At 62.8% G+C, this 21,438-nt stretch carries 20 protein-coding genes and 1 pseudogene; 5 read left to right on the top strand and 16 right to left on the bottom strand.

The window, feature by feature from the left end:
• Position 1: 1 nt before the first annotated feature.
• The 6 genes from A9974_RS26390 to A9974_RS26365 form a co-directional block, all read right to left on the bottom strand.
• Positions 2-1,159, bottom strand: coding sequence for an aminotransferase class I/II-fold pyridoxal phosphate-dependent enzyme (locus A9974_RS26390; protein WP_183007129.1), 1,158 nt, complete (start codon positions 1,157-1,159; stop codon positions 2-4).
• Position 1,160: 1 nt separating this feature from the next.
• Complete coding sequence (locus A9974_RS26385; RefSeq protein ID WP_183007128.1) at positions 1,161-2,186, bottom strand: 2-ketoarginine methyltransferase; 1,026 nt, start codon at positions 2,184-2,186, stop codon at positions 1,161-1,163.
• A 182-nt stretch (positions 2,187-2,368) separates the two neighbouring features.
• A complete protein-coding gene (locus tag A9974_RS26380; RefSeq protein ID WP_183007127.1) occupies positions 2,369-3,334 on the bottom strand; it encodes a phytanoyl-CoA dioxygenase family protein in 966 nt (321 codons plus the stop codon).
• Between the two features lie 352 nt (positions 3,335-3,686).
• Positions 3,687-4,739 (bottom strand): LysR substrate-binding domain-containing protein, encoded by a 1,053-nt coding sequence (locus A9974_RS26375; RefSeq protein ID WP_183007126.1) that lies wholly within the window; start codon positions 4,737-4,739, stop codon positions 3,687-3,689.
• Positions 4,740-4,751: 12 nt separating this feature from the next.
• Complete coding sequence (locus tag A9974_RS26370; RefSeq protein ID WP_183007125.1) at positions 4,752-5,189, bottom strand: RidA family protein; 438 nt, start codon at positions 5,187-5,189, stop codon at positions 4,752-4,754.
• Positions 5,190-5,215: 26 nt separating this feature from the next.
• The gene (locus tag A9974_RS26365; protein WP_183007124.1) at positions 5,216-6,673 is read right to left on the bottom strand and encodes a 2-hydroxymuconic semialdehyde dehydrogenase; all 1,458 of its coding nucleotides are present in this window, start codon (positions 6,671-6,673) and stop codon (positions 5,216-5,218) included.
• Between the two features lie 232 nt (positions 6,674-6,905).
• On the opposite strand from A9974_RS26365, the gene A9974_RS26360 reads away from it, so the two are divergent.
• A complete protein-coding gene (locus A9974_RS26360; RefSeq protein ID WP_183007123.1) occupies positions 6,906-7,391 on the top strand; it encodes a MarR family winged helix-turn-helix transcriptional regulator in 486 nt (161 codons plus the stop codon).
• A gap of 16 nt (positions 7,392-7,407) precedes the next feature.
• Here the strand turns inward: A9974_RS26360 and A9974_RS26355 are convergent, their stop codons facing one another.
• From A9974_RS26355 to A9974_RS26320, 8 genes and pseudogenes are all read right to left on the bottom strand, one after another.
• Complete coding sequence (locus A9974_RS26355) at positions 7,408-8,343, bottom strand: YihY/virulence factor BrkB family protein (protein ID WP_183007122.1); 936 nt, start codon at positions 8,341-8,343, stop codon at positions 7,408-7,410.
• 238 nt (positions 8,344-8,581) lie between these two features.
• Positions 8,582-10,222, bottom strand: coding sequence for a chaperonin GroEL (groL, locus tag A9974_RS26350; RefSeq protein ID WP_006227642.1), 1,641 nt, complete (start codon positions 10,220-10,222; stop codon positions 8,582-8,584).
• A 37-nt stretch (positions 10,223-10,259) separates the two neighbouring features.
• Complete coding sequence (groES, locus tag A9974_RS26345) at positions 10,260-10,547, bottom strand: co-chaperone GroES (RefSeq protein ID WP_006221616.1); 288 nt, start codon at positions 10,545-10,547, stop codon at positions 10,260-10,262.
• A gap of 356 nt (positions 10,548-10,903) precedes the next feature.
• Positions 10,904-12,079 carry a GGDEF domain-containing protein gene (locus A9974_RS26340; protein ID WP_183007121.1) on the bottom strand — a complete coding sequence of 392 codons (1,176 nt, stop codon included), beginning with the start codon at positions 12,077-12,079 and terminating at the stop codon, positions 10,904-10,906.
• A 610-nt stretch (positions 12,080-12,689) separates the two neighbouring features.
• A pseudogene (locus A9974_RS26335) lies at positions 12,690-12,824 on the bottom strand (TIGR00730 family Rossman fold protein); the annotation flags it as partial.
• 142 nt (positions 12,825-12,966) lie between these two features.
• Positions 12,967-13,983 (bottom strand): hypothetical protein, encoded by a 1,017-nt coding sequence (locus tag A9974_RS26330; protein WP_183007120.1) that lies wholly within the window; start codon positions 13,981-13,983, stop codon positions 12,967-12,969.
• Positions 13,984-14,710: 727 nt separating this feature from the next.
• Positions 14,711-15,457, bottom strand: a complete 747-nt coding sequence (locus tag A9974_RS26325) for a lysozyme inhibitor LprI family protein (RefSeq protein ID WP_255468331.1) — start codon at positions 15,455-15,457, stop codon at positions 14,711-14,713.
• A gap of 291 nt (positions 15,458-15,748) precedes the next feature.
• Positions 15,749-16,261, bottom strand: coding sequence for a DUF4189 domain-containing protein (locus A9974_RS26320; RefSeq protein WP_183007119.1), 513 nt, complete (start codon positions 16,259-16,261; stop codon positions 15,749-15,751).
• 171 nt (positions 16,262-16,432) lie between these two features.
• On the opposite strand from A9974_RS26320, the gene A9974_RS29580 reads away from it, so the two are divergent.
• Entirely contained in the window at positions 16,433-17,008 is a 576-nt protein-coding gene (locus A9974_RS29580; protein ID WP_255468330.1) for a lysozyme inhibitor LprI family protein, read from the top strand.
• A gap of 67 nt (positions 17,009-17,075) precedes the next feature.
• Positions 17,076-17,210 carry a hypothetical protein gene (locus A9974_RS29575; protein ID WP_255468329.1) on the top strand — a complete coding sequence of 45 codons (135 nt, stop codon included), beginning with the start codon at positions 17,076-17,078 and terminating at the stop codon, positions 17,208-17,210.
• Here A9974_RS29575 and A9974_RS26310 read toward each other — a convergent pair.
• Entirely contained in the window at positions 17,204-18,121 is a 918-nt protein-coding gene (locus A9974_RS26310; RefSeq protein WP_183007118.1) for an MBL fold metallo-hydrolase, read from the bottom strand. The genes A9974_RS29575 and A9974_RS26310 overlap by 7 nt on opposite strands.
• A gap of 86 nt (positions 18,122-18,207) precedes the next feature.
• Positions 18,208-19,035, bottom strand: coding sequence for an alpha/beta fold hydrolase (locus A9974_RS26305; protein ID WP_183007117.1), 828 nt, complete (start codon positions 19,033-19,035; stop codon positions 18,208-18,210).
• 307 nt (positions 19,036-19,342) lie between these two features.
• On the opposite strand from A9974_RS26305, the gene A9974_RS26300 reads away from it, so the two are divergent.
• Entirely contained in the window at positions 19,343-20,344 is a 1,002-nt protein-coding gene (locus A9974_RS26300) for a bestrophin family protein (protein ID WP_183007116.1), read from the top strand.
• 125 nt (positions 20,345-20,469) lie between these two features.
• Positions 20,470-21,348, top strand: a complete 879-nt coding sequence (locus tag A9974_RS26295) for an RNA polymerase sigma-70 factor (protein ID WP_183007115.1) — start codon at positions 20,470-20,472, stop codon at positions 21,346-21,348.
• Positions 21,349-21,438: the final 90 nt, after the last annotated feature.

The raw sequence follows: 21,438 nt of genomic DNA, 5'->3' as shown, positions 1-21,438 counted from the left end.
GTCAATGGCTCCGGCTGCGCGCGCCTGCCGTCCTGGCATAGGACCGGATGCAGGCGTCCAGGATGTCCAGCCCGCGGGATATCTTGTCGCTGTCCGCGCCCAGCGGAATCCGGATGGATTCCGACCGCATGCCCGAATAGTTCTTGGACGTCGCCAGGATCAGCCCGTGGCGCACCAGCGCGTAGTCGGCGAACGCCTCGACGTTGGGCACTTCGCTCTGGACCATGACCTGGGTGCCCGCGGAGCAGGTTTCGAACACCAGCCCGGGAATGGCGTTCAGCATGTCGAAGATGACCGGCCGCGACTGGTCGACGTGCGACACCAGCGGCGTATTGGTCTGCGCGATGATGCCGGCCGCCTGGGCCTGGGCCTCGCCGCAAACCGCCACGCATTCCCGTTCCAGATTGCCCGTCAGGGTTGCAATGGTGTTGCCCGACCCGACCACCCAGCCGATGCGCAGGCCGGGCACGCCGAAGTTCTTGCTGAGCGAGTTGATGAGCACGACCTGGTCGCTGTCGGGCATGCGCGGCAGATGCGAGGGCTGGTTGTCGAACACGAAGTCTTCGTAGACCGCGTCGATGATCACCTTGGCGCCCACCGTTTCGGCGCGCGCAATCAGCTGGCGCAGCACGTCTTCGGGCAGCACCAGCCCGGTAGGATTGTGCGGCGTGTTCACGTAGATGGCCGCCACCTCATCCGACAGCGTTTCGCACATCCAGCCAACCATGTCCGCGTCTTCGGGCGGGTGGACCACGTCAAAGCCATGCGCGGTCATCAAGGCGGTGATGCCGACAAAGGTGGGCGCCTGGCACAGGATGGTCTTGCGATGGCGGGGCATCGCGCCCAGTATCAGCGACAGGCCCTGCGTTGCGCCGTTGGTGACCAGGAGATTCTGCGTCGTCAGCGAGGCGGACGTATCGCCGCCTGGCCGCGCCGCGCGGCTGTTCTCGCGGTCCACCAGCAGATGCAGCAACGCGTCGTTGCCTTCGGCCGGAGCGTAATGGAAGATCTCGCTGCTGGCGGCCGAGCGCGGCCGGAAGCGCTTGGGCCAGACCGGCACGTTCTCGACCAGGTTGATGGCGTCGATCTTGTGGCGGCTGGCGTAGCCGAGCCGCTGCGACAGGTACGACAGGGGGGAGTTATCGCTGGTGATGCGCATCTCAGGCCCTCCTTTTCAGCAGGTAGCCGATTTCCAGGCGGGTCGAATCGACCTCGTTGTCCGGGTAGTCCTGGTGCACGATGTCCAGCTCGCATTTGGCGAATAATTCGCGCCACCACTGGTCGGTGGTCAACTGCTGTTCGGTGAACTCGTGGATCAGGTAGTAGGGGTTGTAGTAGGCCTTGGACAGCCCGTGTTCCATGATGGTCGGGTTGTTGATCTGGTTGTCGACCTCGATCACGATGAGATTCATCTTGGGATAGCGGTTCGTCACCGTCTTCAGGAAATCGATCAGGCCTGCCTCGTCTTCCTGGCCCAGGATTTCATGCAGGATGAACCCCAGGACCATGACGTCCGGTTCCCAGCGGTGGTCGCTGTTGATGAAATCGCGCACGTTCTTGTTGATGACCTTGACGCGGTTGGACAAGCCTTCCTGGTCGATGATCTTTTCCGCCGAGACGCAGGCGTCCTTGCTGGGCTCGACGCCGTAGGCCGTCAGGCCAGGCATGGTTTTGCAGAACTCCACCAGGTACATCGCGTTGCCGCAGCCCAGGTCCAGCAGATTCTTTGGCGGCGCGTCCATGTGGCCCATCAGGCGCTTGGTCAGCGGAATCGCGTCGTAGTGGCTGATACCGCAGCTGCCGATGCCGACCTTGCCGACGTCGCGGGTGGCCCACTTGCCTTCGCCCTTCAGACAGTCGCCGATCTGCACGAAGGTCTGGGTATAGCCGCCGACCAGCATCGTGTACCAGGCCGAGTAGGTAGCCAGCTGCTGCGCCTGTGCCGTGACCGAATACAGATCGCCGTCCTTGGCCACCAGGTTTTCGTTCTGCAGATAGTTCAGGAAGCCGACCAGGCGGTTCTGTTCCAGGTTCAGGCTCTTGGCCATGCTGGCCGCATCCGTGGCCTCTTTTTCCAGCTTGCGGTAGATGCCGGTTTCGAAGAAATGATTGACGCAGATCGCCAGCGTCATCTGGCGGATGGGTTGCAGGGCGGTGATGAGATCTTGCTCGATGTTCTTCAACATGGGGTTCCTTTCGAGTTGGACTGATAAGGGCCGCTATGTCGGCCGGCAATACCCGGCCTTGCGGACAGGACGTCGCAAAGATGTCTACGCGCTTGTGCGCCGCACGCCTGGGAGCGTGGCGGACGAGGGCCGGCGTTTGTGCCCGGGCTGTTCTGGGTGCAGGCGCCCGGTGCGCGCCAGGCTCAGTTCAGGACCAGTCGCCCGTCTTCATCGACGGGTTTCCATTCCTCTTTGAGATCGGCATTGCCATTCGGGCTGGCGATCAGCCCGGGGTAGAACACGCGCCTGCCGTTCTCGTAATCGCCGCCGTAGGGATTGGCGACGTTGCCGAACCAGCGCGAGTCCTTGACGTCGTCCTTCAGCTGATACCGGGTATCGGAGCTGAGACGGCATCGCTTCTGCGAGCTGTTGTTGTCCAGAGCGCCGTGGACGACGTGGCCGCTGAAGCACAGGACGTCCCCAGGCCGAAAATGCGTCGACAGCCAGCGGCCGCCTAGCTTCTGCTGCAGGGCCACGGGATCGCGTTCGAGCCAGCCCAGTTTTTCCTTGGCGGCATCCTTGCTGAAGTAGCCATCGAGCAGAGGATTCTTGTGGCTGCCTTCCAGGATGATCAGCGGGCCGTTGTGCAGGGGAATGTCGCCAAGGGGAATCCACGAGGTCCAGACTTTGCGGGTGCCCCGGCCGATATAGGGAATATCGGCGTGGATGCCGCAGCCTTCGCCGACGCGCATCATCCGCGGCCAGCGGAAATCAAACGGCTGGACCGCGCCGCCCAGAATGCGCTTGAACAGGCCCAGAAGCTCCGGGTGCAGCACCACGCTTTCGTAATGGGCGCCGGTGCGCAAAGAGGTGACGAAGGCGTCCAGATTGATCTGCGTGATATAGCTGGAATCGCGCAGGACGCCATCCATCGGATCGTTGTGGATATTGTCTATTTCACCGACCGTCGCGTACTTCAATAATATTTCGCGGCGGGCCTTCAGCACCGTATCCGGGTCGATCAGACCCCGGACGAATATATAGCCGTCGTCCTCGGCTCTTTGTTGGAGCGCCTTGCCGTCTTCGAGAATATCGTTTGACGCCTTGAGTTCGCCGAAATAGGCCGCGTCCAGGTCAACGGGATAGCCGTTGCAGCTGGTTTTATCCATTTTTCTGCTACCTCCACACTGTGAAGCAACTGGCTGCGGACCCCGTACGCTGTTTTCCGGATCTGCCCTGCGACGGGCAGACTGCGTCGGCTTTATCGAAAGTTGCCGGACTTCGATAATGGTCCATATTATGGACTGCTGTTTTGTTAATACAGTATCTGTGCGCAGGATAAATACTGTCAATATTTTTTTATTAATGGTCCATGATATAGACCTAATAATATTATTCTGATCTTTGAGACGAAAAAATGCTGTTTTCCGCGAGTGCGAAATCACGCGGATAACGGGCCGTTCGCGCAGCGCGAGGTGGGCGCAACGCCCGCCTGAAACCGGGTGCACAAACCCGGCAGGTTCAGTCGCCGGCGGCGGCGGGGGGGCGTTGCGCCGTGATCTGCTTCAGGTAGTCGACCAGGCGTTGACAGGCGGGCGTCAGGGGACGGTCCGCGCGAATGGAGTAGCCCACGTCGCCGAAGGCGCCGAAGACGGTGGTGGGCAGGCGGGCGAGCAGGCCCATGGAGAGGAATTGGGCGGCGGCGTCGTAGGGGATCAGGGCCAGGGCATCGCTGTGCATCAAGATGCCGATGTTGGTCAACAGCGATAGCGACTCGACATGGCGCGCGGGCAGGCGCAGGCCGGCATCGAAGAAGCTGCGTTCGACCGAGGCGCGCAGGGGAGACGTCGGAGCGGGCAGGATCCAGATGTAGTCGATGAGGTCGGCCAGGGCAACCTGCGTGGCGCGGGCCAGCGGATGCTGAGCGCCGACGACCAGGCATAGGTCTTCGCGATATAGCTTGTGGTGGTCGACAGCCACGCCGGAAATGGACGCCATGTCGGAGCCGGGCAGGCGGCCAACGACGATGTCGACGTCGCCGGTGGCCAGGGCGGGCAGCAACTGGGCCGAGGGACCCTCGCGCACGGTGACCTGGATGCCGGGATGTTCGGTCATGAGGCGGGCGATGGCTTCGGGCAGCAGCTTGGCGGACGCGGCGATCAAGGTGCCGACGACCACGTGGCCGCTGGCGCCGCCCAGCACGGCGTCGATGTCGTCGGCCATGTAGCGGATCTCGGCCATCATCGCGTGGACGCGGCGGCCGAGCACCAGGGCCAGCTCGGTTGGCGTGACGCCGCGGTTGGAGCGTTCGAACAGCGTCGCGCCGAAGAAGGCCTCCAGGTCGTGGATGGCCTTGGTGACGGTGGGCTGGGTCAGATGCAATTCACTCGCGGCGCGCGACAGCGAGCGGCGTGCCAGCACGCGTTCGAAGATCTGCAGCTGGTGCAGTTTCAGCTTGTGGCTGAGCGCGTTGGGCGTGATGCGGAAGTTCGACATGCGCGCGGCCGTCCCGGTTGGACGCCGGGGGCGGGGATCCTGTTCCGAAGGAAAAACCGGAAGACGGCCGTGCGCCATGACCGCGCGCCGTCAGGGCTGGCGCGCGAGCGGCTTGTAGGCGACCGCCTTGATTTCAATCAGCAATTGCGGGTGCGGCAACTGATGCACCGCCACGGTGGTGCGTGCCGGCCCATCGGCGTCGAAGAACTCGCCGTAGACTTGATTGTAGCCACCGAAGTCGTTCATGTTGACCAGGAAAGTACTGATCTCGGCCACGTCGGCCAGCGTCGCGCCAGCGGTGGCGAGGATGTCGCGGATGTTCTCGATGACGGCGCGCGTCTGCACGCGGATGTCCAGCGTGGCGGTGCCCATGGCGTCGACCTCGGCGCCGGCGATGCGGTTGTCGGGCAGGCGCGAGCTGGTGCCGGAGACGAACAGGAAGTCGCCTGCCCGCTTGATGTGGGGGTACTTGCCGCGGGGCGTGGCTTTGCCGGCGACGACGGTGGCGCTGACGGGGGCAGTGGTCATGGGTGTCTTCCTTGGATGTGTGGGGATCAGAGCTTGATGCAGACGTTGGTGGGTTCGGTATAGAAATGCAGCGAATGGCGGCCGCCCTCGCGGCCGATGCCGGACAGGCCGCTGCCGCCGAAGGGCGTGCGCAGGTCGCGCAGGAACCAGCAATTGACCCAGGCCAGGCCGACCTTCATCGCCTGGGCCACGCGGTGGCCGCGGGTCAGATTCTGGGTCCAGACGGCGGCGGCCAGGCCGTAGCGGGTGTCATTGGCCAGCCGGATGGCCTCTTCCTCGGTGTCGAACGGCGCCACGTGGCAGACGGGGCCGAACACTTCTTCCTTGATGCAGCGGGCGGTCTCGGGCAGGCCGGTCCAGATGGTCGGCTGCACGTAGGCGCCGGCGTCGCGGGCATCGCCGAACTCGGGCACGCCGCCGCCGGTGATGACCGTGGCGCCTTCCTCGCGCGCCAGGGCGAAGTACGACAGCACTTTCTCGCGATGCTCGCGCGATACCAGCGGACCCATGCCTGTGGCGGGATCGTCGGGCCAGCCGATGCGCAATGCCTGCGCGCGCTCGGCCAGCGCGGCGACGAAGCGTTCGTAGATCGGGCGTTCGACGTAGACACGCTCCGTGCACAGGCAGACCTGGCCGCAATTGGCGAAGACCGAACGCGCGGTGCCCTCGACCGCCGCGTCGAAATCGGCGTCGGCGAATACCAGCGCCGCGTTCTTGCCGCCGAGCTCGAACGACACCGGCTTCACGCCCGGCGCCACGGCGCGCATGATCGCCGCGCCCGTGGCGGATTCACCGGTGAAGGTGATGCCATCGATGTCCGGATGCGTGGTCATGAATTCGCCTGCCGATCCCGGTCCAAAGCCATGCACCAGGTTCAGCACGCCCCCCGGCAACCCCGTGTCGCGCGCCACTTCCGCCAGTAAGGTGGCGGTGGATGGCGTGACTTCCGACGGCTTCATGATGACGGTATTGCCAAAGGCCAGCGCCGGCGCCACTTTCCAGGTCAGCAGCAACAGCGGCAGGTTCCACGGCGAGATCACGCCGACCACGCCCAGCGGCTTGCGATAGGCGTAGTTCAGCGCCTGGCGGCCGTCGGGCGTGTCGGTCATGTAGCTTTCCATGTCCAGCGTGCGCGCCAGTTCGGCGAATGCACGGAAATTGGCGGCGCCGCGCGGGATGTCGATCTGGCTGGCCCACGATACCGGCTTGCCGGTATCGCCGATCTCGGCCTGCAGGAAGTCGTCGAAGCGGCGGTTGATGCCGTCGGCCAGGGCCAGCAGATGGTCGGTGCGGGCGGCGACGGACAAGGCCGCCCACGCCGGCAGCGCGCGGTGCGCGGCGGACACGGCCCGGTCGACCTGCTCGCGGCTGGCTTCGTGCGCCTGGGCGATCAGCGCGCCGTCCACCGGGCTGTGCTTGTCGAAGGTGGATGCGCCGTCTTCGAAACGGCCGTCGATGTAGTTGCGCAGTTGGCGGATCGTCATGATCGAGATTTCCGAAGGGGCCACGGCGCGCGGATTCGCTAGCCGTGGCAATAATGTACGTATACGTACTATTATGGCGATATTAGGCAGCTGTTCAGACGAAGTCAATGCAGGGTTTTGCCGAGGGCGGCGCGATGTGCGCGTCGCGCCAGCAGGTCAGCCTGGCCCTGGCCCGGGGTAGCGGCGCGCCGCCAGCGCCTACAATCGCCTCGCGTATTCCATGGAAAGCCCGATGACCGCCTCCCGTTCCGCCGCCCGTCCGGCCCCGCCGCAAGCATTGCAGGATTTCGACCTGACCCAGGTGGCGTCCCATTTGCTGCGGCGCGCGCATTTCCGGGCCGAGGGGTTGTTCGCGCAGGCCTTCCCGGACGAAGACCTGACCCCGCGCCAGAAGGCGCTCTTGATCACGGTCTATCAGAACCCGGGCGCCACCCAGAACCGCATCGCCGAGCTGATCGCGCTGGACCGCAATTCCTTCGCTGAAATGATCGCGCGCATGACCACCAAGGGCTACGTGCGCCGCACGCGCTCGGCGCAGGACGCCCGCGCCTATGCACTGGAGATCACGGACGAGGGCATGGCGCTCTTGGCGCGCATCCTGCCGCAGGATGCGCAAGTCGAGGCGCAGGTGCTGGCGCCGATTCCGCCCGAATTGCAGCCGGTGTTTCTGAAGTGCCTGCGCCTGATGGCGGGGCTGGAGCCCCCGGACGCACCTTGATGGGCGGCGCGCCGCGTCAAGACGCGGGCGGCCCGGATGGGGAGGGCTGAGGGGGCGCGGGCGTGGATGGCGTCTTCGCAGCACGCCCGAAGCGCAGCGCGAACTGGCGCGTGAACACCGCGCCGAAGAAAAAGATCTGCGCCGAGTAATAGATCCACAGCAGCAACGCGATCAACGACCCCGCCGCGCCATAGGCCGACACCGCCGCACCTCGGCTGAGATACACGCCGATGCCCCATTTGCCCACCAGGAACAGCGCCGCCGTCACGATGGCGCCCGGAATGACGTCGCGCCAGGAAATCCTGGCGCTGGGCAAGAGCTTGAAGATCACCGCGAACAACGCCACCACCACCGAAAACGAAAAGGCGGTGGATAGCCAGTCGGCCACGGTTGCGAACGCCGACGCGGCCCACAGGTCGCCGTAGTATTTGCGCGCCGCGCCCAGCGCCGCGTTCACGGTCAGGGAAATCAGCAGGAACAACGCCAGCACCAGCACCAAGCCGAACGACAGCATCCGGCTGCGCACCATGCCTTGCAGCCCGCCCTTCTGGTTGGCGGATACCTCCCACAGATCGTCCAGGCTGGCCTTGAGCTCGGCAAATGCCGTGGTGGCGCTGAAAATCAGCACGAAGATCGAGATCAGTGCTGCGATCCAGCCGCCGCCCGATTCATGCGCGCTGGCCAGCACCGTCTGGATCACTTCGGCGCCGCGTTCGCCCGTCAGGTCGCGCAGCGACGAGAACAATTCGGACCGCACCGCGTCTTCGCCGAAAAAGGCCCCCGCCACGGCGATCACCAGGATCAGCATGGGCGCCAGGGAAAACACCATGTACAGGGCCAGTGCCGCGCCCTTGCTGGACGCGCGGTGGGTGGACCACTGGTTGGCGGAATCCATCAGCAGCCCGCCGATCTCGGACGGACGCAGGGCGCGCAGGCTCTCGGGTAGACGCATGGGGCTTGGGCTCGGACTTGGGATCCCTCATTGTAGGGACGCATGCGCCGGCGCGAAACCCGCAACTTGTAGGCAAACGTTCCGGCCCCGGCCGGCACGGCCGAAAAGCCGCCTCAATCAGGACGCCGCGGCAGATCGCGTCGCCCAAAAAGAAAAACCCCCGGGGCGAAGGTCCGAGGGTCTTTCAGGGTACTGATCCCCGGCCGGAGCCGGGGAGGCCTTGCAGGAGAAGCGGGACTTAGAAGTCCATGCCGCCCATGCCGCCCATGCCACCCGGCATGGCCGGAGCAGCGGGCTTGTCTTCGGCCAGTTCGACCACGGCGGCTTCAGCCGTCAGCAGCAGGCTGGCGACGGAGGCAGCGTTTTGCAGGGCGGTGCGGGTCACCTTGGTGGGATCCAGCACGCCTTGCTCGACCAGGTCGGTGTACTCGCCGGTCGCGGCGTTGTAGCCGTAGTTGCCCTTGCCGTTCAGCACGTTGCTGACCACGACGCTGGCTTCTTCGCCGGCGTTCGTGACGATGGTGCGCAGGGGCTCTTCCACAGCGCGCAGGATCAGCTTGATACCGGCGTTCTGGTCAGGCGTGTCGCCCTTCAGGTCAGCGATGGCTTGCTTGGCACGCAGCAGGGCCACGCCGCCACCAGCCACAACGCCTTCTTCCACGGCAGCGCGGGTAGCGTGCAGGGCATCTTCGACGCGGGCCTTCTTTTCCTTCATTTCGACTTCGGTGGCAGCGCCAACGCGAATCACGGCAACGCCGCCGGCCAGCTTGGCCACGCGTTCTTGCAGCTTTTCACGGTCGTAGTCGGACGTGGCTTCTTCGATCTGGATACGGACTTGCTTGACGCGAGCCTCGATCGACTTGCTGTCGCCAGCGCCGTCGATGATCGTGGTGTTTTCCTTGCCCACTTCGATGCGCTTGGCTTGGCCCAGTTCAGCCAGGCCGGCCTTTTCCAGCGACATGCCGGTTTCTTCGGAGATCACCGTGCCGCCCGTCAGGATGGCGATGTCTTCCAGCATGGCCTTGCGGCGGTCGCCGAAGCCCGGCGCCTTGACGGCGGTGGTCTTCAGGATGCCACGGATGTTGTTCACCACCAGGGTGGCCAGCGCTTCGCCTTCGACGTCTTCGGCGATGATCAGCAGCGGACGGCTCGACTTGGCGACTTGTTCCAGCACGGGCAGCAGGTCACGGATGTTGCTGATCTTCTTGTCGAAAATCAGGACAAACGGATCTTCCAGCACGGCAACTTGCTTTTCCGGGCTGTTGATGAAGTAGGGCGACAGGTAGCCGCGGTCGAATTGCATGCCTTCGACGACGTCCAGTTCGTTTTCCAGCGACTTGCCGTCTTCGACGGTGATGACGCCTTCCTTGCCGACCTTGTCCATCGCGTCAGCGATGATCTGGCCGATGGACGAATCGCTGTTGGCCGAGATCGAACCGACTTGAGCGATTTCCTTGCTGGTCGTGACCGGCTTGGATTGCTTCTTCAGTTCGGCCACGGCGGCGGCGACAGCCTTGTCGATGCCGCGCTTCAGGTCGATCGGGTTGAAACCGGCGGCAACGTACTTCAGGCCTTCCATGACGATGGCTTGAGCCAGCACGGTGGCGGTCGTGGTGCCGTCACCGGCGTTATCGGAGGTCTTGGAGGCAACGTCCTTGACCAGTTGGGCGCCGATGTTCTCGAACTTGTCCTTCAGTTCGATTTCCTTGGCGACGGACACGCCGTCCTTGGTCACGGTCGGGGCGCCGAACGAGCGCTCCAGCACGACGTTGCGACCCTTGGGGCCCAGGGTGGTCTTGACAGCGTTGGCGAGGACATTCACGCCGCGGACGATGCGCACGCGGGCGTCGTCACCGAACAATACTTGCTTGGCAGCCATTTCTTAGCTTCCTTCGAAAATTCGTTTGAGGCAGGGTTTACTGGACCACGGCGAGGATTTCGTCCTCGCGGATGACGAGCAGCTCTTCGCCGTCAACCTTCACGGACTGGCCGGCGTACTTGCCGAACAGAACCTTGTCGCCAGCCTTCAGGTCGACGGGCAGAATCTTGCCGTCTTCGGTCTTCTTGCCGGGGCCAACGGCCACGACTTCACCTTGATCGGGCTTTTCAGCGGCGCTGTCGGGGATGACGATGCCAGAGGCAGTCTTGCGCTCGTTTTCGAGGCGTTTGACGATCACGCGATCGCCCAGGGGACGCAAGGCCATGAGGAACTCCTGTTACTTAAGAAGAAAGTGAATGATCGGTTAGGCCCGGGAGGGCTGTTAGCACTCACCAGAGTCGAGTGCTAATTATAGGGATGATGTGGTGGGGTTCAAGGGGGTGGGGGTGGGCTGTTACATCTTGGCGGCCCGGTGTCGAATGTGGTTCAACTTGGAATGGGGGCACTCAAGTTGAAACTAGCTGCGTCCCCATATGTCGATAGGGATGCCCTCTGGTGTCGAAATTCATCCAAGTTCGGTTTGGAAATTCCCATGACTATGTTGCAGCGGAAGTGGACCTTGACGGTGGCTGGGTAGGTCCTCGGGCGCGGCAAGCCATGGATTTATCTAGGATGGAAATTTCATAGCACATGAACTTCGAGTGCGGTGTCGCGTGGCGCTACACTCGAAACTGTGCAGTTTCGCCCTCGTCGCTTCGCCTCGTAAAGCAAGTCGTCTGCTCGCTTCATCGCATTGGAGAAAGGTTCTCCCGCTTGTACCAAAGTCACCCCCATACTGGCCGTGAAACGGGAGCTGGGAGCGTGCGGGTCCCAGCGTTGCGCCACGAACTTTGCACGGATCTCCTCGGCGATTGCGGCGGCGCTATCCAAATTTGCCGCGGGCAGTAGCAATAGGAATTCTTCTCCTCCCAATCGAGCAGCGCAGATGTGGGAGGCTGCCACCGGCCGAAGCAGGGCGCCAAATCGCGCCAGTACGATGTCGCCAAACGGGTGGCCGAAGACATCGTTAATGCGTTTGAAATTGTCGATATCGGCCATGATCAGTGCGGTCGGCGTAGCCGCATCCGATAGGGCGCGCCTGGAAACGACGGCGAGAAGGCTGTCCAGCCCCTGTCGGTTCAGCAGCCCCGTCAACGCGTCGGTATGGGCTTGGCGACGATATTTCTCTATTCTGTCGCAGCTCGTCGCTATGAAAACCGCGAGGGTCAGGACAATGCTCCCAAGTAGCCCGGTGTATTGGATCAAGGTCCCCCAGACGGACGTTCTCCATTCTCCCACTGCCAGAAGAGGTGTCGGGGCGGTAATGTACAAGACGCATTGACCTGTCAAAACAAGCGCGATGAAGATAAACGCGGCGCTGAGCACCTTGTCCGACGTAGTTGCAACCTGCATTGCAAAGGAGAGCGCGGTTCGCCAGATCACGAGCGCGCAAAAGGCCTGGACGAAAAACGTCTCCAGCTTAGCGCTGGCAAACAGCACGACTGAGACGATTACCATTATCGTTGAGGCCAGTAGGACCGCAATATCAATGTAGTAAGGGGTCTGCCTGCGACGACGGTTTTGCAGGGCGCGGCAGGCCAATATGACGCCGCCCAAAATGAACGCGTCCTCGACGACTTGTTTATATGGGGAAAGCTCTGTGGCCTGCACGAGCATCACGGTGTAACCAATGCCCAGGCAACCAAGTGCAGAGCCCCACTGGAGCGTGTAGAAGCCAACCGAGCGTGCAGCGCAGAGTCCGAAGGCGCACAACAGAATCGCCGCTGGCACAGACCATTCGAGCAGGGTTGCAGGCATAGATGGGCGAGTACTTGGAAAAGGTTGGGGCGGAGGCGCAGAGCCATTCTGTCGATAGCCGTCCAGCCCTCCGCGCCGCCTGGTCTAGCGTCCGGCACGGACTATGCACACTGCATATGTCGTAAAAGAGTACAGTGTGTCGCAATGTATCGCCAGGTTTCAAAAGTCAAGGATCGTCAAGCGATGCGGCGCGCAATGTGAGCACGAATCGCATTCGCGGAGAGAGTTTCTCCTAATTTGCTCGCTAGGCACATCGTGACGAACGCACGGTGCCGTGGACGTCTGCACTGCCACTTAGTGACGGCCCGAATGACGCAATCGCCTTCTCATTCGTCCGAGAACATATCGGCGTGGACCAACCTGCACAAGAATGGCAAGCAGCTTGGCGCCGCGTGGCATGTCAGTAATGACCGCATCTGGCCGGCAAGCGACCGCTCGCCAGCCAGGATGCATCAAACCTCGGTTTGCTCTGCCATCTCAAGGGCATCGGCGGCCTCGAGCCGTGGCCAGCCATACGTGTGTCCCATCCCGGCCGAGGTCGTGCCGGCGTTCATGCGGAAGTGAAAAATGCCCCCGAGGGGGCATTTTTCATAGGAGTGGCGAAGAACGTTCAGGCCGGCAGGGACGGTGCGTATTGCGCGTCCGAGTTGATCTTTTCGTGGAACTCGACCACCCGGCGCACCACCTTGACGGGAGCGTCTTCGATGATGAAGAGGTCCAGGTCGTGTGCGCCGATCATGCCATTTTCCGAGGTGGCGAACCGCCGCTGAGGGAGTCGCCCACGATCAGATCGCCTCCGACGGTCCAATGCGGCGTTTGGACCGCCCCAGGCACTATCTCCGGTACTGGAGACCAGCTGGGCATGGGCGGGATGCGCGACAGTGTGCTCATAGCGTCATGGTGGGCTGGTCTTCGATCTGGAAGAACAAGGCACGCGGTCCGAGGAAGTCCGCTCCGTCCAGATACTCGAACGCGACGCCCTGGCCCGGTGCGGCCTCCTGCCCGAAGTGCTCGACCCGGTACATCACGCCGCCGATGCGATAGTTGTGGACCAGCGTGGAGACGTTCGGGTTGGTCGTGCGCACGCGGTAGGTCACGATCTCTTCGACCACGCCGCGCACCCCGTGCTTGTAGCGGGCGCGCTTAAGCCTGGGGCTGCGCATGCCCAGGACGAGTCCCATGAGTACGAAGAATGCGGCCAACAGGATCAAGGGCCCGAGGAACAGGCTGCCGGCCAGGGCTACCAGGGCGAGCGCGTAGAAGAGCTTGCGCGCGCCCAGTTCTTCCTTGCGCACCGTCTCGCGGTCGGCATCGCTGATTTCCTCGACCGAATTCAAGGCCTGTGCGCTCATCGGGTATTCTGACCGCAGCAGCACCGGCGGCGAGCCGGGCCACAGCGTCAGCAGATGCAGGCGCACTGGCAAATCTGTCAGCGCCACGGCCGTCAGGGGGCACGAGCCATGACGGGTATCCCTCGTGATTTCGTTCCAGAACGGCAGGGCCACGTCCACGCGCTGCTCGCCGAAGAGGTAGCAGATGCCAGGCCCTTCAGACGGGCCAAAGCCGGTCAGGTGGCCGGAAACGATCTGCTTGGATAGTCGCCCCCTCAACGCCTGGTTGAAGCGGCGCCAAGCGCGCGGCATGCGCAACAACCTGCGTCCAAGAACGGCCGCGAAGCCCCCCACCGCCACCGCGCACGACAGCACCAGCATGCCGTCGGCACCGTGGCGCAGGCTGGGATCGGACACGACCAGGACGACGCACAGGATCGCGCTGCTCGTCAGCAGCAGGAACATTAGGCCAGCGAACACGGCCATCAGCGATCTGCCGCTGCGGCTACGGCGCAGCAGCCGGATGTCCTCCTCGGCCAGGGGTTCTTCCGTGACTTGCAGGATTGCACTCATACTCGCGTAGCCGTCTCCATTGTCACATTCAAGGACTTACGGCAGGCGTCGCCCCGAATGAAAGGTGGCTTACTGATATTGCCGAAGTCCCAGTTGGCGCGATCGGCGACTGCCACTTGGCGTTCAAGGCAGCCAGCGTTTGATCCGGCCGGCCAGCGCCTCCCGGTTGATACCATACCGATCATGCCGCATGGGGAGGGCGCCAGCGACTAATCGGTACTTGCAGCGCACCGACTCGACCAAGCTGGCCTCATCCAGCGGCTTGATGGTCGGGCTTTGCATTACCGCCACGTCGATGTTGTCCCGTGCCAACGCGGCCCGCCTACGACTTCATCCATTAGGTGATCGCCGAAGAGATCCATAACCGTTCAGCCGCTTCGCCTTCGCGCGAATGCACTCGTTCTGCTCGGCCAACGGTAACGTCGACAGGATGGCGAGACCACCTGCACCCGGTCCCAAAGGATTTCTGCTGCCGACATTGACTGTCAGCACCAGGTCGCTTCAGCAACAGGTCTTGAACCTCGCTGGGCGTGTACTGAGCTGGTATTGACCTGACACCGGCCCCCTGCCGGTGTTTTCTCAAGCCGCCTCGGCCGCCCCGGCAGCGGCCCACGGGCCGCCGCCGGGGCGGCTGCTGTGCGTCTCTTCTTCATCGGCATATCCATGGTCTTTAGCCCTCGTGATATGCCTCGCACACAAAATCACGGATGGGCCCGGGCGCTTACCATCAACCGCCGTAGCATTGCGCGTAAGTAAAGTCGACCAAGCGCTTGTCCGAGGCATCCTGTGGCGTGGACGGCTCTACTTGGAAATGCCCGAACATATCGTCGTTGCAGATCCTCACGTTCTTGCGCTGCGTACCTTCCTGCAATACGCAGGAGCCGCCAAAACTGTGATTACTCCCAGCGACGCCAACCGGTAGATCAATCAGCCGGCTGCAACCGATGATTCGGCCGTTTTGCTTCTGATGCGCCAACGATTGGTTGAACGATTCAACACGGGAGTTGGGATCACGAATCGCCACAACATTGACGCATTCGCCACTAACGGTTTGGTTGCCCGGCAGCTTGCAGTCTGAGTACACCTCGCCATTGGCAATATGTGCCTCATTACGCGCCAGCATGGCGATGCGGGTTGTGTATGCCTGCTGCAGGCAGGCGCTGTCTTGACAAATGTCACGCGCGTATTTAATCCAGTTGCGCTGTTCTTTAGTCAACGCTTTCTTGCCATAGGCATCGGTTGCGGCCAGTGCTGTTTCATAGGCCCCTTGCAATTTTCCATCCAGCGCGGATGTCTCGGCATCGCTACAGATCAACCTTTCGGTAGTGCCTACGGCCTTGTTGCAATCAAAACTGGCGGCTTGGGCGCCAGTCCATAGCGTTGCAAGGCCCAACGTAAAGAGAAGCTTCATCGCAGGTGCAAACCGTATCTTCAGTGCGTAGGCGGGTGGGCGTGTTGAATGCGGCTGGGTCATGATCCTATCTTCTCAAGTTGTATGTCGATGATGTCTTGCGTACGGCACAACACATCTGCCTTGTGACACGTCAAATCAGCTTAACCGAGCTAATGCAGATCTCTGGTCTTGTGATCTTGTCGCTGGAGCAGCAGAGGCATTCTTATTCCAATACCGGGCTCAGTTTTTAGGTGGTCGCGTAGTGCTGCCGCCCGCCGATTCCGGTCACGTGCTGCCTTTCCTGTCGGCGCAGGCCATAGACGCCAGGATATGACGCCAGCGTGCGTCAACATGCTGTGCCTGATTGTCCGGTTATTGGACTCGCACCGGCAAGCTGCAATCGGAGAAGAAGACCTCGCACTTCTTGCCGGTCGTTTTCTCGCACGCGTCAATCGCGTACTTGGACGCGATTTCCAGCGTCCGCCCGCGGGCCGAGACGGCATGGTTGCTGCCCCACGCGAGTGCGCCGCATTGATTGGAATAGGTGATGTCGACGCGGCAATTCTTGCCGCCCTTGCGCTGACACATGGCCGTAGCAGCCGTGATGGCGTCTGCCTCGGTGGGCTGGCTTCCGCCTATGCCCGTCATGCCGGAAGCAGCATCCATGACGATCGCGCCCCAGCGTTCCTCCCAGCGGACCTGGGGGGCGGCGTTCCCGCCCGGCCCTCTGTACAGGCCGGGAACCGGCCGGCATTCAACGCCGTTCTGCGTGGGAGTGGGTTTATAGCCGTCCGCGCATCCCTGTTCCGCCGCGGCTGGATTGACCATGGCGACCGTAACGGCAAAGGCGGCAAGCGCGAACGTGAAGGATCGGATGTTTTTCATGAAATTCCGTGTGACGGCCCAACGCCATTGGACGTGTGCGTATTCTAATCACGGAACCCTTTGAATGGGCCGAGGACGGCTTCGATGGCGGCCTTGCGATTTCAGTTGTCGTGGGTTCGAGTCCGGTAATCCCCCCGTAAAAGCGTTGTCGCTAATAATGGGGGAATTACCATGTGGCCGCTCTACGCAGCAAACTGGGGCACCGCGGCCAAAAGTTGCGCAAGCTCTCGACAAACGGGAAAATCGATCGCCTGGTCCATCATATCGGTGGCCGCAGACCATTCAGGAGTGAAAGACGTGCGCAACCCCGTTCTCGCGGCGATATCGCCCGGCATCACGGAAGGCCGGTGCCGGCAACGTGCCCAAGGCAAACACGCGATCCTGCATGCGGTAATCGGGGCGGTTCTCGCCAGCGCTCCTTTCCTGCCGATTCGTGCCGCGCATGCCGCCGGCTTCGACTGCAAGGCCGCGAAAACCCATGTCGAACATCTCATCTGCGCCGAACCCTCGCTGTCCAAGCTGGACGATCAGGTGAAGGCGCTTTACGACAAGATTCAGGCCGAAACCGCTGGCCGTGACGGTGAAACCGGGGAATGGCGCGATCCGGTGGCGAAAGAGCAGACGCAATGGCGCACTACCGTGCGCGACCGTTGCCCCGACGCCGCCTGCCTGAAATCCGCTTACGTGGACCGCATCGCCGCCATGAAAAAGAACTGGGCCGAGGCGCTGGGCCCCGCGGGCAAGTAATACGCGAAGCCCTCCGGGGGGGCGAATTCTGCCATTCAAAAGCATCCTGCCGGCGCCGAAGTAAAACGTGAGCCACGGTGCCGGGTGGATCGCATCGCCCAGCGCGCCCCTGTGCCAGTTCCTGCCGACCTTGCCGTCGGTCTTCATGTGCCCGATCGGCGGTTCGATGGCGCTGCCGTTGACCGGGGGATCCGGTCAGTAATCCCAAATGACCGGGACCCAGCGGAAGGCGTCGCCATTGACGGCGACCCGGCCGACGGACGGGAACGGCAAATGGGCAGCCACAAGCAGCCCGCCGTTCGCGGCCAATTCCTGAAAGAGGCCGATGCGGACGCGGGCCGATTCTTCGGGATCATGCTCGAAGCCGTTGTGCCAGTCGGGGTGGTCAAAACCCACCGGGAACATGGCGTCGCCGGCAAAGGTCAGGCGCTCGCCGCCTGATACCAGGTCAACCACACTGTGTCCCGGGGTATGGCCGCCGGTGAGACGAACGATCACGCCCGGCGCAACTTCATGCGTGTCCTCGAAGATGCATAGCCGGTCGCGGTACGCGTTATAGAAAGCCGTGGCGGTCGAGCGGAGCACGTCGGGCACCGGCTTGGGCATGACGGTGTGCGTGAAATCGGGCGACGTCCAGAACGCGACTTCGGTTGCCGATACATGGATGCGCACGTCCGGACGCAAGCGTTCCTTCACGTCGGCGACAAGCAATCCGCCGACGTGGTCCATATGCATATGGGTGATGATCACGTCCGTCACGGACTCCAGTGCGATGCCGGCGGACGCCAAGCGCTGGGGGAATTGGCCGGCACGCGGAAAGCCGGGGAACTGCCCGCCCAACCCGGCGTCGATCAGGATCGTCTGGCCCGCGCTACGGGCCACCATCACGTTTAGCGGCCAGTCGAAGGCGTCCGGCGGCATGAACATGTGGCTCAGCCAATGCGCCAGGTCGGCCGGGTCGGCATTGGTGGCCATCGTTGCGGTGGGCAACGGTAGCACGCCATCGCTGACCACCAGCGCGTCGATGTCACCCACCTGCACCGCGTAACGGGACGGAACCAGGTCGATGGGCTTGAGGCCGTCGGGATGCAAGGTGTTGTCTGTGGAAAGCATAGCGAAATCTCCTGAATGAGGGCCGGTCTAGCCGGCTCGGATGTGCCAGGCGACTGGCAGCAAGTTGCAATGCGACGCTAGCGTCATCAGGCGCGCAGGAAGGCGAGCAGGTCGGCGTTGACGCGATCCTGCATGGTGGCAGTGAGGCCGTGCGGTGCGCCGGGGTAGTAGATTTCCTTGGCGTGTTTGACCAGTTGGGCCGCTTTCTTGGCCGAATCGTGCACCGGCACGATCTGATCGTCTTCGCCGTGCATGAACAGCGTTGGCACGTCGATTTTTTTCAGGTCTTCTGTGAAGTCGGTTTCTGAGAAGGCCTTGACGCATTCGTAGGCATTCTTCTGGCCGCTTTGCATGCTCCACAACCAGAACTGGTCCAGCAGTCCCTGCGAGACCGTGGCGCCATCGCGGTTGGCACCATAGAACGGAATGGCCAGCGCCTTGTAGAACTGCGAGCGGTCACCGGCCACGCCGTCGCGGATGCCGTCGAAGACCTCCAGCGGCAACCCTTCGGGGTTCGCGGCCGACTTGAGCATCACCGGCGGCACCGCGCCGATGAGCACGGCCCGGGCCACGCGGCCGGTGCCGTGGCGGCCGATATAGCGCACGACTTCGCCGCCGCCGGTAGAGTGGCCGACCATCGTTATTTTCTTCAGATCGAGCGTCTCGATCAGCTGCGCCAGGTCGTCGGCATAGCCATTCATGTCGTTGCCGGATGAGGGCTGGGCCGAGCGGCCGTGGCCACGGCGATCGTGCGCGATAACCCGAAAGCCATTGCGTGCCAGGAAGTGCATTTGTCCGTCCCAGGCGTCCGCGTTGAGCGGCCAGCCGTGCGAGAAGGTGACGACCGGGCCGTCGCCCCAGTCTTTGAAGTAGATCTGCGTGCCGTCCTGAGTAATGAAGGTGTTGCGGTTCATGGGCGTGCTCCGGTTTGGGGGGGAGGATTGCGTTGCGGGGCTGCTGCTGTTGCTGCGCGGGAGGTGAAGGGATCGTAGGTCTGCCCTGCGCCATGCGGTAGATCCTCCGAGGGAAGCACGCTGTTGTTCAGCGCGCACCAATGCGCTGATTGGTGCCCTCCGGACAACACCGTGCATCCTGCGACGGCCCTACCGCCCGGCAAGCGATACCTCTAGCATTTGTCCCGACGGTTGCCTGGCGAGCGACCCTCGAAGGCGCGACTCACCGCGCGTTGATTTGGCGCTTGAGAGCGCCAGGGGCGACACCATGCATCTGGGAAAATCCTATCGCTTGTGCGAATTCGTTGTCTGGACCCGCAGGAGCATCTACTGCTTGTTGGCGCTCAGCCTTGCAGCTGTGCTGCTGTACCAGGTCGCCGGTATGAAATGGCTGACGCTGCCTCTATCCGTGGTGTCCCTGCTGGGCACTGCCACCACCTTCGTCGTTGGCTTCAAGAATGTGCAAACCTACGCGCGCACGGTCGAAGCGCAGAGGATATGGATGAGCATCGTCAGCGCCAGCCGTTACTGGGGAGTGATCAGCCAGACCTACGTGAGCGATGCTGGCCAGACCGCGGGCCTGGTGAACCGGCATCTGGCCTGGTTGACGGCAATGCGCTATCAATTGCGAGAGACCCGCGTGTGGGAAAGCCTGGCAAGGCGGCCCAATGCGGAATACCAGAGGCGGTACGTGATCCCTGAGCGCGGCGAATCGCTGGAGTCCGCGCTGTCGCGTTATCTGCCGCCACAGGAGATTTCCGCCGTGATGCGGGCCGATGGCAAGGCGGCGCAGTTGCTTGCCATGCAGGGCCGTGCAGTCAGGGGCCTGCTGGATGAGGGCGCCATTACCGCGTCGGAATATGCCGAACTCAACAGCCGCATCAGGGAACTTCTGGATTTGCAGGGGCAGGCCGAGCGCATCAAGAATTTCCCCTACCCGCGCCAGTACGCCATCATCAATACCTTGTTCGTACGCGCTTTCTGCGTGGTGCTGCCGTTCGGCCTGGCAGCCCAATTCGATCAGATCGGCCAGAGCATCGGCGGCTTCATGCATGGCCAGATGGCATGGCTGGCGGTGCCGTTCAGCGTGATCATCTCGTGGATCTACACCGCTCTTGAGCAGGTGGGAGAAAGCACGGAAAACCCCTTCGAAGGCAGTGCGAATGATGTGCCCATCAGCTGGCTGAGCACAACGGTCGAGCGGGACGTCAAGCAGATGCACGGCCGCGCCGACCTGCCGGGGCTATCTACCGACGTGATCTTGCTGTAGTCCGCGGGGCCGCATACGGCAGGATTCGATTGCGCGGCCCGGGCGTATCGCGCTTGTCGCCCAGGGGCGGCTGCGGCAAAATATGTTCCCCCCGCGTTGCCTGGCTTGGCGTTTACCCTCTCTCCATGACTGACTCCATGCTTCTTTTCGAGCGTCATCGTCCTCGCCTGTATGCGATCGCTTATCGCATGCTGGGTGCGGTGGCCGAGGCGGAAGACGTCGTGCAGGACACATGGTTGCGCTGGGACGGCACAGACCGCTCGGCGATACTGAACGCCGAAGCCTGGCTGGTCACCGCCACCACCCGCTTGTCCATCGATCGCCTGCGCGCCGCCAAGGCCGAGCGGGAGAATTACGCGGGAGTCTGGCTGCCCGAGCCGATGCTGATGGCCGCGCCAGCCACGCCGGAACAGATCCATGAGCGGGCCGACGACGTGTCGGTGGCGTTTCTGTACATGCTTGAACGCTTGTCGCCAGACGCCCGGGCGGCGTTCCTGATGCGGGAAGTGTTCGACGCCGACTATGAAGACATCGCGCAGACGCTGGACAAGACGCAGGCCGCGGTCCGTCAACTCGTGCGGCGCGCCAAGCTGCAGTTGAGCCAAGGCGCTCCCCGTCAGACCGTGCCGCGCGCCACATTGCAACGTCTGCTGCAAGCCTTTGCCGATGCCATGCAGCGCAGCGATTTCCATGGGCTCCATGCGCTGTTGAGCGACGATGCCGAGCTCATTGGCGACGGCGGTGGCAAGGTCTCAAGCTTTGCCAGTCTGGTGGGCGGCAAGCGCCTGGCGCAGTTGTTCTACGCGGGCAAGCGTCGCTTCCGCGATGGGCTGCGCACCGAAGTGGTTCAGGTGAACGGCCAATGGGCCCTGTTGCGTTTCATCGATGGCCACCTTGAATCGGTGCAGGCCTACGAAACCGATGGTGAGCGTCTGACTCGAGTCCTGGTGCAGCGCAATCCAGACAAGCTTGCGCGCATTTCGGCGGCGCTGGCTCAAGGCTGACACCGGTATTGCGCGGGCGTTGGTGCATGCGCGGCAACATGGTGATCCCCTGCGCGTACCTACCGCCGCGCGGCCGGTACTTCTACGATG

Origin of the sequence: Achromobacter sp. UMC71 (assembly GCF_014170305.1) — a bacterium.
Lineage (GTDB): Bacteria > Pseudomonadota > Gammaproteobacteria > Burkholderiales > Burkholderiaceae_B > Achromobacter.
The sequence above is the reverse complement of the archived record's forward strand: the minus strand, read 5'-3'. Positions and strand labels throughout refer to the sequence as shown.

Excerpts from the sequence above, each read along its gene's own strand:
- A9974_RS26390 (WP_183007129.1), bottom strand. The coding sequence starts at position 1,159 with ATGCGCATCACCAGCGATAACTCCCCCCTGTCGTACCTGTCGCAGCGG.
- A9974_RS26385 (WP_183007128.1), bottom strand. The coding sequence starts at position 2,186 with ATGTTGAAGAACATCGAGCAAGATCTCATCACCGCCCTGCAACCCATC.
- A9974_RS26380 (WP_183007127.1), bottom strand. The coding sequence starts at position 3,334 with ATGGATAAAACCAGCTGCAACGGCTATCCCGTTGACCTGGACGCGGCC.
- A9974_RS26375 (WP_183007126.1), bottom strand. The coding sequence starts at position 4,739 with ATGGCGCACGGCCGTCTTCCGGTTTTTCCTTCGGAACAGGATCCCCGC.
- A9974_RS26370 (WP_183007125.1), bottom strand. The coding sequence starts at position 5,189 with ATGACCACTGCCCCCGTCAGCGCCACCGTCGTCGCCGGCAAAGCCACG.
- A9974_RS26365 (WP_183007124.1), bottom strand. The coding sequence starts at position 6,673 with ATGACGATCCGCCAACTGCGCAACTACATCGACGGCCGTTTCGAAGAC.
- A9974_RS26360 (WP_183007123.1), top strand. The coding sequence starts at position 6,906 with ATGACCGCCTCCCGTTCCGCCGCCCGTCCGGCCCCGCCGCAAGCATTG.
- A9974_RS26355 (WP_183007122.1), bottom strand. The coding sequence starts at position 8,343 with ATGCGTCTACCCGAGAGCCTGCGCGCCCTGCGTCCGTCCGAGATCGGC.
- groL (WP_006227642.1), bottom strand. The coding sequence starts at position 10,222 with ATGGCTGCCAAGCAAGTATTGTTCGGTGACGACGCCCGCGTGCGCATC.
- groES (WP_006221616.1), bottom strand. The coding sequence starts at position 10,547 with ATGGCCTTGCGTCCCCTGGGCGATCGCGTGATCGTCAAACGCCTCGAA.
- A9974_RS26340 (WP_183007121.1), bottom strand. The coding sequence starts at position 12,079 with ATGCCTGCAACCCTGCTCGAATGGTCTGTGCCAGCGGCGATTCTGTTG.
- A9974_RS26330 (WP_183007120.1), bottom strand. The coding sequence starts at position 13,983 with ATGAGTGCAATCCTGCAAGTCACGGAAGAACCCCTGGCCGAGGAGGAC.
- A9974_RS26325 (WP_255468331.1), bottom strand. The coding sequence starts at position 15,457 with ATGACCCAGCCGCATTCAACACGCCCACCCGCCTACGCACTGAAGATA.
- A9974_RS26320 (WP_183007119.1), bottom strand. The coding sequence starts at position 16,261 with ATGAAAAACATCCGATCCTTCACGTTCGCGCTTGCCGCCTTTGCCGTT.
- A9974_RS29580 (WP_255468330.1), top strand. The coding sequence starts at position 16,433 with ATGTGGCCGCTCTACGCAGCAAACTGGGGCACCGCGGCCAAAAGTTGC.
- A9974_RS26310 (WP_183007118.1), bottom strand. The coding sequence starts at position 18,121 with ATGCTTTCCACAGACAACACCTTGCATCCCGACGGCCTCAAGCCCATC.
- A9974_RS26305 (WP_183007117.1), bottom strand. The coding sequence starts at position 19,035 with ATGAACCGCAACACCTTCATTACTCAGGACGGCACGCAGATCTACTTC.
- A9974_RS26300 (WP_183007116.1), top strand. The coding sequence starts at position 19,343 with ATGCATCTGGGAAAATCCTATCGCTTGTGCGAATTCGTTGTCTGGACC.
- A9974_RS26295 (WP_183007115.1), top strand. The coding sequence starts at position 20,470 with ATGACTGACTCCATGCTTCTTTTCGAGCGTCATCGTCCTCGCCTGTAT.